Origin of the sequence: Streptomyces sp. NPDC021020 (assembly GCF_044333285.1) — a bacterium.
Classification (GTDB): Bacteria; Actinomycetota; Actinomycetes; order Streptomycetales; family Streptomycetaceae; genus Actinacidiphila.
Map to the genome: position 1 here is coordinate 236,752 of NZ_JBIRQQ010000014.1, position 13,367 is coordinate 250,118.

Sequence of the window (13,367 nt, forward strand, 5' to 3'; positions counted from 1 at the left end):
CCTCAGCCGTGGATCATGTCCTCCAACGCGGCGATGATGATGACCTGCCAGATCAACGAGGGGTTGTCGAACACCGCCGGATCCAGCTCGCGCACCTGGTCGACGATTCCCTCCATCGTCTCCTCGATCCTTCGCTGGATCGCAGCTACCCGCTGCTCATCGGCGTCCGGGGGTAGGTAGATCCCCAGGGGCATGATCCGCGCGTAGAGTGCCTTCACGACTTCGACGAACTGCCCCAGCGAGGTACTGAGCAGACCGTACGGCTCGGTGTCGCCAGGGCGAAACCAGTAGACGCGGCCGTCCGCGCCGTCAAGGCAGGCCACCCCGCCGCCGACGCCGTTCGCGACGATCAAGTAGTCACGAACACTCTCCGGCATCCCCTGCGCCGTGGAAAAGAAGGTCTCGGCAAGCGTACGAGCCGGGCCGTCGGTGAAATCCTCGAAGGAGAGAGTCTCGAAAAGACTGTCGGGCAGACCCACCTCGGTGAGCACACGCCGGGCCTCGGGATCGGTAACCTGATCTTCGATGAGTTCCGTCGGGACCAGGAACACCTCATCCTCGCCGAAAGTCTCGACGAGTTGCTCGTGTGTAATCAAGATCCATCCAAAGGATTCGACGCTTCAGATCCCCTCTATCATGCCGCCCCGATCGGCAGTTGTCGCCCCCCGTGCAGATGAGAATCTCGTTCGGATCGTAGCCTTGGCCTTCGACGCAGCCTCGATCGACGGTATGGACGAGCGTGGCGCGAATTTTTCCAGATTCAGCCACATGGCGGGCGTCGACAATGTCGGCTACGGGTAATTTCGAGGGATGATCCAAATAGCCGGAAGCCCGCCAGCAAAATGATCTCAGATGCGAGGCCCTGACCACCCAGTAGGACAGTTTTTCAGGCGGGTCCGACTCTTCGTGGCGTCGTTCGGTCAGCCGGTGGCAACTCGCCGGAGCCGGTCGAGTGTGGCGCATACTCATCGCCCGACCGCGCAAAGGTTGAACTGCGCGCTCTCCTCCGAAGCCGCCTTGTCAGCGAGGCTTTTCCAACCTCAGCTTGAGGTTGCCAGGTGAAGGGCGACGACGGCCTTGACCAGGTCGGTGATGCGGGTGGTGCTAAGCCGGTGCCACCGCGTGCCGCGCTCCTGGCGCCTGGTAACCAGCGGACGGGAGAGGTGCTGCAGGGTCGAGCTGGACAGATCGTTCCCCGATGGGTAGACAAGCGCGTGAAGCTCCAGGCAGCAGGTCGATCTTGGTCGACAACCCGTCTACCAGGAGTTCCACTCCTTTCCTGACGACACCCCCTGCGCCAACTGGGCAGCTGCCGTGTCACGTTGGAGACGTTTCGCTGGCGTCCGATCCGGCCGTGAGCGCTATGGAGGCATGCGTGCTGCAGGAAGAAGGTCCGCGGACCGTCGAGCTGGACCTCGGGCAGGAGCTCACGACCGTTGGAGGCGGCCAGCTCTTGATGGACGAGCACGGGTGCCACGTGCTCATTCCCGACATGAACGACCGCGGCGTGCTCGACGTCACGTTCGTCGCCTGCACCCAGAGCATTTTCGGCTACCCCAATGACGAAGCGCAGGAGGGGCATCCGCTGGCCCGAGGCCTGGCCTACGGGGTCTACGAGGTGTTCGGCTCTGACTGGGCGCAGCGGCTGGAGCAACAGAACCGGGTCCGTTTTCCGGACGTCCGCTGGGCACCCAAGCGGCACTTCCTGATGCTCATGCACGAGTCGATGGGCGAGTTTCTGGCCGACGACGTCCGCGTTGACCTCCACTTCAGCACGCTCCAGGCCGGCGACTACGACCGCGTCGCACACCAGGTGTTCCAACAGGTGCTCGACGGAACCGATCCGACCATGCTGCCTCACCCCCAGATCGACCGGCCCTGAGGTCAACGTGCGGTCGCATGCGGTCGGCAGCCCCAGACCCAGTCGGCAGCAGGCCCAACCTTCCGGAGCTACGACGCTCCGTGCAGCCCGACCCCTGTCGAGCCCGAGGTTGGAAAGGGCTCACTGAATTTGCAGCTGCGATTTCGTGGGGGCTGACGGGGCGTGGCGGTCGCGGTACGCCGGTTGTACGAGGTGCCCGCAGGGTGGTGGGTTGACGCCTGAACGGCAGGCGTTTCGTGAGCAGATCCGGCTGGTGGCCGTCGAGTGGTTCGCCGCTGAGGCCTTCTGCGCTGGACTCTGGCGCGGATCAAGGCCCTCATTGGGCGGCGGTTCCACAAGACCGTGACGCTGTCGGGCATCAGCCAGGTGCCGCGTCGCCACGGCTGGCGTCACCAGGTGCCCGCCCGGCGGACCGTGGAGCGGGACGACGCAGCCAGGGCCGGCTGGGTGAAGGAGACGTGACCGTCCGCGGAAGGACCGCGGCGGCACTCGACGCCTACCTCGTCGTCGAGGACGGGGCCGGTTTCCCGTTGACACCGCTCACCTCCGAACCTGGCCCCGCAACCTCCTGGTCCGACGGATGGTGAGGTCACGCGGCTCCTCCCTGGGCCGCCGCGAGTTGCGTCGCGATGCGGGCTTGGGCCGCCTTGCGGGTGTGGGGGGCCTCGGTCAACTCCTCTTCCGTCGCCGGGCCGTGTTGCTCTTGGAGCCAGTCCGACAGTTCGCCCAGGCGGTCGATCCGGTTCTGGTGGGTGCGGGCGTCCGTGACGGATGCGGATGGCTCCCCATCCACGGCGTGCTCGCGGGCCGAGGCAGGTTGTTGCTCCGGAAGGCGGGCCGTCCGGCGCTTCTCCGTCATCCGAGATGGGTGGTGGAGGCGAGGGTGGTCAGGGCGCGGTTGTGGAAGAAGTCGTCCTCGGTCAGGGTCGTGATGCTGCCGGGCTTCGGGGGGAAGCTGGCGTAGGCGGCTGACTCGATCGGGATGCGGAGCCAGGACGTCACCACGAAGGTCAGGGTGCCGCCGTGGGTCACGATGATCTGGTGGGGGCAGGAGCTGTGGAGGATGTCGGTCATCGCTGCGTAGACGCGGTGGGCCCAGGCTGCCTTGGTTTCGGCGCCGGGGATGCCCTCGTCGTGGGTCAGGCGGTCGCCTGACGGTGGGGGTGGGACGAAGCGGGACCTCAGCCAGTGCTGGGGGCGGCCCTCCGCTTCGCCGTAGGACTTCTCGCGGAGGCGGGGGTCCAGGGTCGGGGGGACGTCGAAGGCCGCGGACAGAGGGGTCGCCGTCTCGCGGGTGCGGCGGAGGTCGGAGGCGTAGAGCTCGACCTCCGCGGCAGGGGGGATCCGGGCGCGGAGCTCCGCCGCGATCGCGGACGCCGCCTCGGCGCCGGCGGGGGTCAGGGCGGAGTCGTACCAGCCGCCGACGAGGCCGTCGACGTGGTGGGTGGCCTCGGGGTGGGTGACGACCCAGAGGGTACGGGCCATGTCAGGACTCGGGTGGGCGGCGGTGGCGGCCGGGCGTGGGCGGGGCCTCGGGGTCCGGGGACTCCGGGGAGGCGGGGCCGCGGTGGCGGCCCGGCGGGGTCTTGGGCTCGTGCGCGTCGGCGCTGGTGGACGCGGCGGTGTCGGACAAGGCTGGGCTCCCCGTGGTGTGGCGGCGGCGCCGGAGACGGGCGAGCAGCGATGACGCGTCCGCGTGCTCACGTTGCGTCCCCCGACGCGCAACGGCGAGCGACGAGTCTAGCGGGGGGCGGTCGGGGGCGTGCGGCCGGCCCCCCGACTCCCCCTCCGCCGCGGGTGGTTGCCCCACGGCGGAAAGCTCCTCCCACCGCACCCTCGCCGTCACGGTCCGCGCGTGTGGCGCCCAGCGCGCGGGGTCGGCCGCGAGCGACGCGCGGCTCATGACGCACCTGCCGCGGCGAGCGGCGCCTGCTGCAGGGGCAGTACGGCCCAGGTCCTGCGTACCGGCAGCGCCCGCCCGCAGTCCCCGGCCGGCCCGGACGCGGAAGCCGCCTGCTCCGGGGCCCGGCCCCCACCGCTTCGGCCCCCCACGGGCAGCAGCACCCGGCCCCCGGCGCACCCGGCGAAGGCCCTCGCCCCCCGGGAAGCGGCGGACGCGCACGGCGTCGCCCCCAGCGCAGCTCCCGCGGCAGAGGCCGCACCCGCAGCTCCCCCGGCGGGACCCGGACCCGCAGCTCCCCCCGCGGAAGCCGGACCCGCAGTTCCCCCGCCCGCAACCGCATCCGCAGCCCCCGCCACCGCCCCCACCGAGCCCCCCGCACCCAACTCCCGCCGCCCCGCGGCCCCGCGCACCGTCACCCCGCTGGGCCCGGCAACCCGCAGCTCCGCCGCCCCCGGCGCCCCCACCGCCGCGGCCCCGGGCACCTCCGGCACCCCCCGCCCACCTGCCACCGGGCCCCCCGGCGCAAGCTCCGCCGCAACCTCCGGCACCCCCGGTGCAACCTCCGCCACAACCTCCGGCACCCCCGCCGCAACCCCCGCCCAGCCCTCCGGCACCCCCGGCGCAACCTCCGCCACAACCTCCGGCACCCCCGGCGCAACCTCCGCCCAGCCCCCCAGCACCCCCGGCGCAAGCTCCGCCGCAACCTCCGGCGCCTCCACCGCAACCTCCGCCCAGCCCCCCGCCGCCCCCGCCGCCCCCGCCGCCCCCGCCGCCTCGACCCCCCACGCCGGCGCCGCCACCCCCCAGCTCACCGGCGGCTCGTACGCCGCCAGCCCCCACGTAGCCGCCCCGGCCGGAGCGCCCGCACCCAACGCCCCCGCCGCGTAAGGCAACTTCAGCTCCTCCCCCGGCAGCCACACCCCCGCCGCTCCCAGCCACCCCACCGGCGAGGCCCGCCAGTGCAACCGCCGCTCCCCCGGGCGCCACAGCGCCAACGACTCGGCCCCGCCCGGGACTTCCGCCCGGAAGGCCACCACCGACGCTTCGGGCGCGAGTACGAGGCCGGGCTGTGCGGCGACCGGCGTGAGCTGGACGCCGGGCACGCGCAGCGCGTCCGGGAAGCGCACCGGGTGGCGGCTGCCGAGGACGCCCCAGCCCAGCCGGGCCTCGCCCGTCGCGTCGCTGCGCAGCACCAGCAGCCCGCTGTCGGGGTCGGCGAGCAGCAGCCGGTCGTCGCTGTCGTCGGTGATCTGGAGCAGCAGGTTGGTGCGCCCGGTGTCGAGGTCGGCGGCCACCGCCTTCGTACGGCCGCCGAGTTCGCGGTCGAGGGCGAGCAGCCGCCCGCTGCGGTCGAGCCAGACGCCGCCCGTGCAGCGGCCCTCGACGGTCATGACGGGCTGCGGGCCCTGCCCGTCGGTCGTGCCGTGCACGCGCCACACGCCCGTACGGCCGGCGGCCGCGTCGTACGCGAGCGCGTAGGCCACCGGCGGGGAGGCGGGGACGGGGGGCAGCAGCCGTACGTCGTCGCCGGTCAGCGAGCCGACCAGCAGCTCCGGACCCGAGCCGGTCTCCGGACCCGAGGGGTGGAGCAGCACGAGATCCCAGCGGTCGGCGACCCGGCGGCGTACGAGCACCCGCCCGTCGGCGAGCGGCAGCACCTGCGTGTCGGCCTCCTCGGGCTGCCGTCCTGGCAGCGGTACGGCGTAGGGCTCGGGCCCGCCGAGGGTCCAGCGCTCGACGAGCAGGCCGCGGCCCGCGCCGTCCGGCGTGACGCCCTCGGCCAGGCAGGCCGCGTACGAGCCGTCCGCGGCGATCGTGAACCCGGACCGGCGCACGGTGCGCGGCGCCCCGGCCGCCGTCCCCGCCGCCGCGGCGCCGCTCTCGGCGCGCAGCACGCTCATCGCTCCCACAGCTGTGACGGTCATGTGAGTCGTCCACCTCCGGCGCACGACCGTAGTTTTCGCACTTCCGGGCGATCAACGCGACTGGGGGTCATTCACCCGTAAGGGTGTCGTCGTGCACGATTCGCCCGCGGGGCGTACGCGGGTGTGCAAAACGGCGCCCGCGCGTACGGAGCGGCCTCCGGCCTGGGAAACCGGGGGTGGGTGTACGGCACACCGAAGGATGAGGTTAGGCTCACCTAAGACTGTGTTTGAGCTTTGAACCACCAGCGCAGCCACACGCACACACCCACGCACCAGGAGTCCCGACATGTCCCACCGGCGCCGCCGTACCACCGCCGCCGTCGCCCTCGCCGTCGCTGCCGGGCTCGCCCTCGCCGCGTGCGGCGGTTCCTCCGACGACGGCGGGAAGGGGTCGGGCGGCGCGGACGCCGCCGCCAAGGACAAGCAGGCGGTCGCCAAGGGCGGCAAGGACTTCGGGTCCGCGGGTGACAAGACCGCCGAGATGGGGACGGACGCGAAGCCCGGCCAGTGGCCGCGGACGGTCAAGCACGCGATGGGCAGCACCGTGATCCCGAAGCAGCCCACCCGGGTCGTCGTCCTCGACGTCGGCGAGCTGGACAACGTCGTGTCGCTGGGCATCCAGCCGGTCGGCTACGCGCCGACCGAGGGCTCGCCCGCGCTCCCGTCGTACCTGAAGAAGGACGGCGGCAGCCCGAAGAACATCGGCACGATCAACAACCTCAACCTGGAGGCCATCGCGGGCCTCCACCCGGACCTGATCCTCGGCAGCCAGCTGCGCGCGGCCACGCAGTACAAGGCGCTGGAGAAGATCGCGCCGACCGTCTTCTCCGTCCGCCCCGGCTACACCTGGAAGCAGAACTACCTGCTCAACGCGGCCGCGCTCGACAAGACCGCGCAGGCGCAGGCGAAGCTCGCCGAGTACGACGGCAAGATCAAGGCGCTGGACGCGGCGCTCGGGGCGAAGAAGCCCACCGTGTCGATGGTCCGCTACATGCAGGACGGCAAGACGCGGCTGTACGCGAACCAGTCCTTCATCGGCACGATCCTGAAGGACGCGGGCATCCCGCGGCCCAAGATCCAGGACATCGACGACCTCGCCGCCGAGATCTCCGCGGAGAACATCGACAAGGCGGACGCGGACTACATCTTCACCGGCGTCTACGGCGACCCGAAGACGACGGACATGGCGCGGGCGCAGTCCAACCCGCTGTGGAAGAACCTGCGCGCGGTCAAGGCCGGGCACGCCTTCGACGTCCCGGACGAGACGTGGTACCTCGGGCTCGGCGTCACGGCCGCGGACCTGGTCGTGGCGGACCTCCAGCACTACCTGACGGCGTCCTGACCGCGTCCTGACGTCGGCCCGGGGAGAGGACAAGCGGCGCTCTGCGGGTAATCTTCGGAGACGTGCCACGTCTATCCGACCTCATCGACGCCCTCGACGCCCTGTGGCCGCCGGCCACGGCGGAGAGCTGGGACGCCGTCGGGCTGGTGTGCGGCGATCCGGCGGCGCAGGTCGGCCGGGTCCTCTTCGCCGTCGACCCCGTGCAGGAGGTCGTGGACGAGGCCGTCGCGGCCGGCGCCGACCTGCTCGTCACGCACCACCCGCTGTACCTGCGCGGGACCACGAGCGTCGCGCCCGTGGGACCCGCCGGTTTCAAGGGGCGGGTGGTGCACGACCTCATCCGCAACGGCGTCGCGCTCTACGTGGCGCACACCAACGCCGACCGCGCCGACCCCGGGGTCTCCGACGCGCTCGCCGCGGCGGTCGGGCTGCGGGTGACCGGACCGCTCGTGCCGGATCCGGCCGACCCCGCGGGGCGCCGCGGGCTGGGCCGGATCGGTGTGCTGGACGAGCCGCTGAGCCTCGCCGAATTCGCCGCGCAGGCCGCCCGCGGGCTGCCCGAGACGGCGACCGGGCTGCGGGTGGCCGGCGACCCGGCGGCCCCGGTCCGTACGGTCGCGGTGTGCGGCGGCTCCGGCGACAGCCTCTTCGCGCAGGTGCGGGCCGCGGGCGTGGACGCGTACCTGACCGCCGACCTGCGGCACCACCCCGCCTCCGAGGCGCGCCAGGCCGCGCCGCTCGCGCTGATCGACGCCGCGCACTGGGCCACCGAGTGGCCGTGGTGCCCGCAGGCCGCCCGCGAGGTCGACGCGCTCGCCGAGCGGCACGGCTGGGCGCTCAGCACCCAGGTCTCGTACGCCGTCACCGACCCGTGGACGGCGCACGCCCCCTCCGCTTCTCCCGTCCCTTCCAGCAGCCCAGGAGCCCCCCGCTGAACGCCGAGCCCGCCGACCAGATCCGCCTTCTCGAAGTCCAGGCCCTCGACTCGCGCATCGCGCAGCTCGACCACAAGCGCAAGACCCTCCCCGAGCACGCCGAACTCGAACGCCTCGGCGCCGACCACGCGCAGCTGCGCGATCTGCTGGTGGCCGCGCAGACCGAGGAGAGCGACACCGCCCGCGAGCAGACCAAGGCGGAGCAGGACGTCGACCAGGTGCGCCAGCGGGCCGTACGCGACCAGCAGCGGCTGGACTCCGGCGCGCTCGGCGCGAAGGACCTGGAGAACGTGCAGCGCGAGCTGGCCTCGCTCGCCAAGCGGCAGTCCGACCTGGAGGACGTCGTGCTCGACGTCATGGAGCGCCGCGAGACCGCGCAGGAGCGCGCCGCCGAGCTGGGCGGACGGGTCGAGGCCGTGCAGGCCGAGACGGCGGCGGCCGAGGCCCGCAAGACCGAGGCGCTGGCGGCCATCGACGCGGAGGGCTTCACGGCCGCCAAGGAGCGCGAGGTCCTCGCCTCGACCGTGCCCGACGACCTGATCAAGCTCTACGACAAGCTGCGCGGCCAGGGCGGCGGCGTCGGCGCCGCCCGCCTCTACCAGAAGCGCTGCGAGGGCTGCCGGCTGGAGCTGAACATCACCGAGCTGAACGAGGTGCGCGCCGCGCCCGCGAACCAGGTGGTGCGCTGCGAGAACTGCCGCCGCATCCTGGTGCGCACGGCCGACTCGGGCCTGTAGGGGGTGGTGGCGTTTGGCAGCTGCCCCCGACCTCGGGGCGCCGACCGTGCTGCTCCTGCTGCGGCACGGTGAGACCGCGCTGACCGCCGGGCGCCGCTTCTCCGGGAGCGGCGGGGCGGATCCGGCGCTGTCGGCGCGCGGGCGCGAGCAAGCGGTGTGCGCTGCACGGGCGTTGGAGTCGGCGCGGCCGCCGGTGGACGCCGTCGTGTCCTCGCCGCTCGCCCGCTGCCGGGAGACCGCGGCGGTCGTCGCGGGGCGGCTCGGGCTACCGGTAGAGGTCGAACCGGGCTTGCGGGAAACGGCGTTCGGGGCGTGGGAGGGCCTGACCTTCGCCGAGGCCCGCGAGCGGGATCCGGCCGCGCTGGACGCCTGGCTCGCCTCCCCCGCCGCCGCACCGCCCGGCGGCGAGAGCTTCACCGACGTCGCCGCCCGCGTCACCGCGGCCCGCGACGCGCTGCTGGCCGCGCACCGCGGGCGTACGGTCCTGCTGGTCAGCCATGTCACGCCGCTGAAGACCCTGCTCCGGCTCGCCCTGGGCGCCCCGCACGAGGCGCTCTTCCGGATGGACCTCGACCCGGCGTCGCTGTCGGCGGTCGCCTGCTACGCGGACGGCAACGCGACCGTCCGGCACCTCAATTCGACCGCGCATTTGCCGTCTTGACCGGACGCCGTGGCCGGCGCCGGGCCACAATGACCGCGTGGACGGAGGAGACGGGGACGGAGCCGGGGCCGCGCAGGACGGCACGGCCGCGCGGCGCGCGGGCATCGAGCGGATCATGGAGCCGCTCCGGACGAACATGCCGCCCGACGGGGACGTCAGCTTCGAGGGCATCCGCCGGATGGGCAACCCCGTCCCCCTCCTGGTGCAGAACGACGGCACGGGCGTACTCCAGCTGTGGCTCGAACCCTTCGGCCAGGACTACTGGTTGAACCCCGGCGAGTCGGTGTACGTGACGTCGTACGGCATGTGGAACGGCCATCCGTTCGAGGTGGTCCACGAGACGGACTGCATCACGGTGTGGGCGACGTCCTGGTTCGCGACCGTCTCCGACATGGGCGGCGCCGAATTCCCGGCCGGGAGCCGGAGTTGACCGGGCCGGCACCACTGGGGCGGGCGGAGTTGACCGGGCCGGTCACCACTGCGGCGGGCGGACCGTCGCGATGCCGAGGGTGTTGGTGCCGGGCAGCAGCCCGGACAGCAGCAGTGCGGTGAGGATCGGGCCGTTGAGCGCGGTGAGGCGGTCCATGCCGTCCGGGCCGATGGCCTTCCACGGCTCGGCGGCGAGCCGGTCGGTGAGGCGTTCGACCTGGTCGCGGCCGTCGACACCGGCCGCAAGTGCCTTGCCGTCGGCGTCGATCCAGCCGCGTGAACGGAGCCGTTCGGCGGCGCCCGCCCACTCCTCCCGGCTCCACCGGCGGCTGTCGAAGGTCTCGGCGGGCGCGGCGCCGACCGCCGCGAAGGAGACCAGCGCCTCGCAGGGGTCGAGCCCCGCGGTGAGCAGCGCCGCGACATGCCCGTCGCCGCGGTGCTCGCGGATGAGGGTCACCGCGTGCCAGAACACCAGATGCGGCTCGTCGGGCCAGGGCAGGTCCGCGAGGGCCGCGGCCATCGGGCGCCCTTCGGTCGGCAGCGCCTCGGCCACCCGCCGTACCAGCTCCGCGGCCTCGGCGAAGTCCGGTGTGCCGGTCAACTCGCCCATGAGCGACCGGTACGCGCGGTCCACGCCCCGCGTCCGCGCGGCCAGCACCTCCCGGGGCGAGGCCGTGTCCCACGCCTTCGCGATGTGCTCGGTCACCATCCGCGGGCTGAAGCTGTAGAAGGCCGCGCCCACTTGCGCCGGTCCCGCCGCGCCGAGCGGGGCCGCGCGCAGCGGGAAGTAGCTCGGCCACCGGGTCGCCACGTCGTAGCCGAGGGCGGCGAACTCCTCGGCGACCTCGGGCGCGTAGTAGACCAGCGCGTGCGCGGCCTCCAGCTGCTGCCACATGCGCCGTGCCGCGGTGTAGTAGTACGTCTCGTCCGTCACGAGGGCCATCCTGCCTGGCCGTTGGGCTGCGGCGCAGGTGACTTTCACGGTACGAGGGCGGCCGCCTCCTTGGCGAGGGCGGTGATGCCCTCCCAGTCGCGGGCGGCGAGCAGATCGGGTGGGATCATCCAACTGCCGCCCACGCAGGCGACGTTCGGGAGCCGCAGATACTGCGGCGCGCGGCCCGCGTCGATACCGCCCGTCGGGCAGAAGCGGGCGCGCGGCAGCGGCGAGGCGAGCGACTTCAGGAAGGGCGCGCCCCCGGCGGGCTCCGCCGGGAAGAACTTCATGTCGGTGATGCCGCGCTCCAGCAGGCTCAGCACCTCGGAGGCGGTGGAGACGCCCGGCAGGTACGGCAGCCCCGTCCCGCACATCGCGTCCAGCAGCGAATCCGTCCACCCCGGGCTGACCAGGAACCGCGCCCCGGCCGCGGTCGCCGCCGCCGCGTGGTCCGGCGTGAGCACCGTCCCGGCCCCCACGACCGCGCCGGGCACCCCGAGCGCCACCGCGGAGATCGCCTCCAGCGCGGCGGGCGTCCGCAACGTGATCTCGATCGCCCCGAGCCCCCCGGCGAGGAGCGCCCGCGCGAGCGGCACGGCGTCGTCGGCGTCCTCGACGACGACGACGGGTATCACGGGGGCGAGGCCGAACACGGAATCCATGCGCTTATCCTGACCGGCGGGTCCACTCCTTGCAACGCGCGTTGCATATGGCGCAACACCGCGATGCGTGCGGCTGCCCGCCGGGGGGTGCCACTTGCGGTGGTGCGCGCGATCTTCTGCCGGTGGTGGGCTTGTCGCGCAGTTCCCCGCGCCCCTGGTGGGTGCCCTCGCTGCGCAGGGTGAGCGTTTTCAGGGGCGCGGGGAACTGCGCGCGCAACCACCCACCGGCGGACGGTCGCGTAACGCGCCCCGGTGGCACCCCGGAGCGAAAGGGGCGCGGGGAACTGCGCGCTCAGCCCCCGCCCGCGCGAGGATCGCGCAACGCACCCCCGGGGGCAGCCCGGAGCGAAATCGGCGCCCCCTGCGGGAGCTACAGCTCGTGGACGAGGATGTCGAAGCGGAGGCCGTCCGTCTCGACGGTGAAACCGAGATCGCGGAGGTCGGAGGCGAGGGCCGCCGGGGTCCGGGGGCGGGCTCCCGCGGTGAGGAGGGCGCGCACGACGCGGCCCTTCGTCGCCTTGTTGAAGTGCGAGACGACGGCGCGCCGCTCGACCCCGTCCACCACCGTGACCTGGAGCACCCGCACGGCGACCGTGCGCCCCGCGACATCGCCCCGCGGCCGCCAGGCCGCCGCGTACGCCGCCGACCGCAGGTCGAGCACGAGCCCGCCCCCCGCGACCTCGGGGAGCACCCGCTCCAGGTGCGGCTTCCAGTACGCGGCGAGCCCGCCGGCGCCCGGCAGCCGTACGCCCATGGAGCAGCGGTACGCGGGGATGCGGTCGGCGAGCCGTACCGCGCCCCACAGCCCGGAGAAGACCAGCAGCGACTGCCCGGCGCGGCGCTTGGCGGCGGCGTCGAGGGTGCCGAGACCGAGCGCGTCGTAGAGCACCCCGGTGTAGAGCCGCCCGGCGGGCACCGCGGGGGCGGTGCGCAGCGCGGCGTTGCGGGCGATCTCGCCGCGCAGTCCAGAGGTGAGCCCGAGGATCTCCGCGGCCTTGTCCTCGTCCCCCTCGCACAGCGCGACCAGCTCGTCGAGCACGGCCGCGCGCGGTGCGGCGAGCGCGGGCAGCGACAGGCCGTCGAGCGCGAGCGGCCGCCCGCGTACGGCGCCGGTCTTGCCCTCCGACGGCGGCAGCAGGACGAGCACGGTTTCTCCTTCACGGCGCGGGGGTGGCTGCCAGCCTACGCGGCCTGCGCGCGGCTCCGGCGGCCTGATCCACTACGATGGCGGGTACGGCAGACGAGCCGGGCGGACGGCCGCGTCGGGATCCCCGGATCCCGCCGAGGAAGGTCCGGGCTCCACAGGGCAGGGTGATGGCTAACGGCCACCCGGGGTGACCCGCGGGAAAGTGCCACAGAAAACAGACCGCCGGGGATCTCGGTCCCCGGTAAGGGTGAAACGGTGGTGTAAGAGACCACCAGTGCCCAGGGTGACCTGGGCAGCTAGGTAAACCCCACCTGGAGCAAGGTCAAGAGGACGGTACGGCAACGGACCGTCCGCGCGGACGATCGAGGGCTGCCCGCCCGAGTCCGCGGGTAGACCGCACGAGGCTGCCGGCAACGGCAGCCCTAGATGGATGGCCGTCGCCCGGGCCGCCGCGAGGCACCCGGCGCACAGAACCCGGCCTACAGCCCGACTCGTCTGCCGCCCTCCGGTGGAAACCGCCTCTTTCCTCGATGGACGCCGGGGTCGGCGCCCGCATGTGCATGTCGAGGGGGAGCGATGGGCGAATGGAGCGGAGTGCGGGAGCGAGTGCTCTCGCTGGGGCCGCCGCCACGGAAGGACCGTGGACCACGGCGTCTGCTGCGGCGGCCCGTGGGGTCCACGGCCCCACTGCTGGATGATCCGCTCACGGAGGACGAGTAGTGCTTCGTTAGGTTCTGGGTCTGCTTCTGGTGGTGAGTGGTCGGCCGCAGGTGGTGCAGGTGCCGGTCCAGCACTTCAGCAGGTTCTGGA

General features: G+C 73.0%; 15 protein-coding genes, 1 other RNA gene and 1 pseudogene. 9 read left to right on the top strand and 8 right to left on the bottom strand.

The genetic code is table 11. The features are described 5' to 3' along the window. Window positions 1-2 precede the first annotated feature (2 nt). Window positions 3-596: an SUKH-4 family immunity protein gene (locus ACH4SL_RS33880; protein ID WP_398453129.1), complete on the bottom strand. Its 594-nt coding sequence runs from the start codon at window positions 594-596 to the stop codon at window positions 3-5. Between the two features lie 779 nt (window positions 597-1,375). On the opposite strand from ACH4SL_RS33880, the gene ACH4SL_RS33885 reads away from it, so the two are divergent. From ACH4SL_RS33885 to ACH4SL_RS33895, 3 genes are all read left to right on the top strand, one after another. Next, window positions 1,376-1,882: a hypothetical protein gene (locus tag ACH4SL_RS33885; RefSeq protein ID WP_398453133.1), complete on the top strand. Its 507-nt coding sequence runs from the start codon at window positions 1,376-1,378 to the stop codon at window positions 1,880-1,882. Between the two features lie 342 nt (window positions 1,883-2,224). Continuing rightward, a complete protein-coding gene (locus ACH4SL_RS33890) occupies window positions 2,225-2,344 on the top strand; it encodes a winged helix-turn-helix domain-containing protein (RefSeq protein ID WP_398453136.1) in 120 nt (39 codons plus the stop codon). Then, a complete protein-coding gene (locus ACH4SL_RS33895) occupies window positions 2,341-2,469 on the top strand; it encodes a hypothetical protein (RefSeq protein ID WP_398453139.1) in 129 nt (42 codons plus the stop codon). The genes ACH4SL_RS33890 and ACH4SL_RS33895 overlap by 4 nt, the downstream gene beginning before the upstream one ends. Window positions 2,470-2,471: 2 nt before the next feature. Here ACH4SL_RS33895 and ACH4SL_RS33900 read toward each other — a convergent pair whose 3' ends face one another. The 4 genes from ACH4SL_RS33900 to ACH4SL_RS33915 form a co-directional block, all read right to left on the bottom strand. Further along, complete coding sequence (locus tag ACH4SL_RS33900) at window positions 2,472-2,741, bottom strand: CopG family transcriptional regulator (RefSeq protein ID WP_398453141.1); 270 nt, start codon at window positions 2,739-2,741, stop codon at window positions 2,472-2,474. Continuing rightward, window positions 2,738-3,367 (bottom strand): histidine phosphatase family protein, encoded by a 630-nt coding sequence (locus tag ACH4SL_RS33905; RefSeq protein ID WP_398453144.1) that lies wholly within the window; start codon window positions 3,365-3,367, stop codon window positions 2,738-2,740. Before ACH4SL_RS33905 ends, ACH4SL_RS33900 begins: the two co-directional genes overlap by 4 nt. 1 nt (window position 3,368) lies before the next feature. Continuing rightward, window positions 3,369-3,515 carry a hypothetical protein gene (locus ACH4SL_RS33910; protein WP_398453147.1) on the bottom strand — a complete coding sequence of 49 codons (147 nt, stop codon included), beginning with the start codon at window positions 3,513-3,515 and terminating at the stop codon, window positions 3,369-3,371. 266 nt (window positions 3,516-3,781) lie between these two features. Next, complete coding sequence (locus ACH4SL_RS33915) at window positions 3,782-5,710, bottom strand: hypothetical protein (protein WP_398453150.1); 1,929 nt, start codon at window positions 5,708-5,710, stop codon at window positions 3,782-3,784. 286 nt (window positions 5,711-5,996) lie between these two features. Between ACH4SL_RS33915 and ACH4SL_RS33920 the strand changes: the two genes are divergently transcribed. The 5 genes and pseudogenes from ACH4SL_RS33920 (at window position 5,997) to ACH4SL_RS33940 (ending at window position 9,815) form a co-directional block, all read left to right on the top strand. Further along, the gene (locus ACH4SL_RS33920; RefSeq protein WP_398453152.1) at window positions 5,997-7,052 is read left to right on the top strand and encodes an ABC transporter substrate-binding protein; all 1,056 of its coding nucleotides are present in this window, start codon (window positions 5,997-5,999) and stop codon (window positions 7,050-7,052) included. A 62-nt stretch (window positions 7,053-7,114) separates the two neighbouring features. After that, a complete protein-coding gene (locus ACH4SL_RS33925; RefSeq protein WP_398453156.1) occupies window positions 7,115-7,987 on the top strand; it encodes a Nif3-like dinuclear metal center hexameric protein in 873 nt (290 codons plus the stop codon). Continuing rightward, window positions 7,984-8,724 carry a zinc ribbon domain-containing protein gene (locus ACH4SL_RS33930; protein ID WP_398453199.1) on the top strand — a complete coding sequence of 247 codons (741 nt, stop codon included), beginning with the start codon at window positions 7,984-7,986 and terminating at the stop codon, window positions 8,722-8,724. Before ACH4SL_RS33925 ends, ACH4SL_RS33930 begins: the two co-directional genes overlap by 4 nt. Next, window positions 8,663-9,385: pseudogene (locus ACH4SL_RS33935) on the top strand (histidine phosphatase family protein); the annotation flags it as partial. The gene ACH4SL_RS33930 and the pseudogene ACH4SL_RS33935, both read left to right, overlap by 62 nt. A 37-nt stretch (window positions 9,386-9,422) precedes the next feature. Next, window positions 9,423-9,815: a hypothetical protein gene (locus ACH4SL_RS33940; RefSeq protein ID WP_398453159.1), complete on the top strand. Its 393-nt coding sequence runs from the start codon at window positions 9,423-9,425 to the stop codon at window positions 9,813-9,815. Window positions 9,816-9,857: 42 nt separating this feature from the next. On the opposite strand, the gene ACH4SL_RS33945 is transcribed toward ACH4SL_RS33940, so the two are convergent. The 3 genes from ACH4SL_RS33945 to yaaA all read right to left on the bottom strand — a co-directional run bounded on the left by ACH4SL_RS33945 (window position 9,858) and on the right by yaaA (window position 12,557). Then, window positions 9,858-10,748 (bottom strand): hypothetical protein, encoded by an 891-nt coding sequence (locus tag ACH4SL_RS33945; protein ID WP_398453162.1) that lies wholly within the window; start codon window positions 10,746-10,748, stop codon window positions 9,858-9,860. Window positions 10,749-10,792: 44 nt separating this feature from the next. Next, the gene (gene eda, locus ACH4SL_RS33950; protein WP_398453164.1) at window positions 10,793-11,410 is read right to left on the bottom strand and encodes a bifunctional 4-hydroxy-2-oxoglutarate aldolase/2-dehydro-3-deoxy-phosphogluconate aldolase; all 618 of its coding nucleotides are present in this window, start codon (window positions 11,408-11,410) and stop codon (window positions 10,793-10,795) included. A gap of 370 nt (window positions 11,411-11,780) precedes the next feature. Further along, the gene (yaaA, locus tag ACH4SL_RS33955; RefSeq protein ID WP_398453166.1) at window positions 11,781-12,557 is read right to left on the bottom strand and encodes a peroxide stress protein YaaA; all 777 of its coding nucleotides are present in this window, start codon (window positions 12,555-12,557) and stop codon (window positions 11,781-11,783) included. Window positions 12,558-12,651: 94 nt separating this feature from the next. Here yaaA and rnpB point away from each other — a divergent pair. Then, window positions 12,652-13,055, top strand: an RNA gene (rnpB, locus tag ACH4SL_RS33960) — RNase P RNA component class A. Window positions 13,056-13,367: the final 312 nt, after the last annotated feature.

What these genes read in the sequence shown, in the direction of transcription:
- eda (WP_398453164.1), bottom strand. Translation starts at nt 11,410, where the DNA reads ATGGATTCCGTGTTCGGCCTCGCCCCCGTGATACCCGTCGTCGTCGTC.
- ACH4SL_RS33905 (WP_398453144.1), bottom strand. Translation starts at nt 3,367, where the DNA reads ATGGCCCGTACCCTCTGGGTCGTCACCCACCCCGAGGCCACCCACCAC.
- ACH4SL_RS33920 (WP_398453152.1), top strand. Translation starts at nt 5,997, where the DNA reads ATGTCCCACCGGCGCCGCCGTACCACCGCCGCCGTCGCCCTCGCCGTC.
- ACH4SL_RS33900 (WP_398453141.1), bottom strand. Translation starts at nt 2,741, where the DNA reads ATGACGGAGAAGCGCCGGACGGCCCGCCTTCCGGAGCAACAACCTGCC.
- ACH4SL_RS33915 (WP_398453150.1), bottom strand. Translation starts at nt 5,710, where the DNA reads ATGACCGTCACAGCTGTGGGAGCGATGAGCGTGCTGCGCGCCGAGAGC.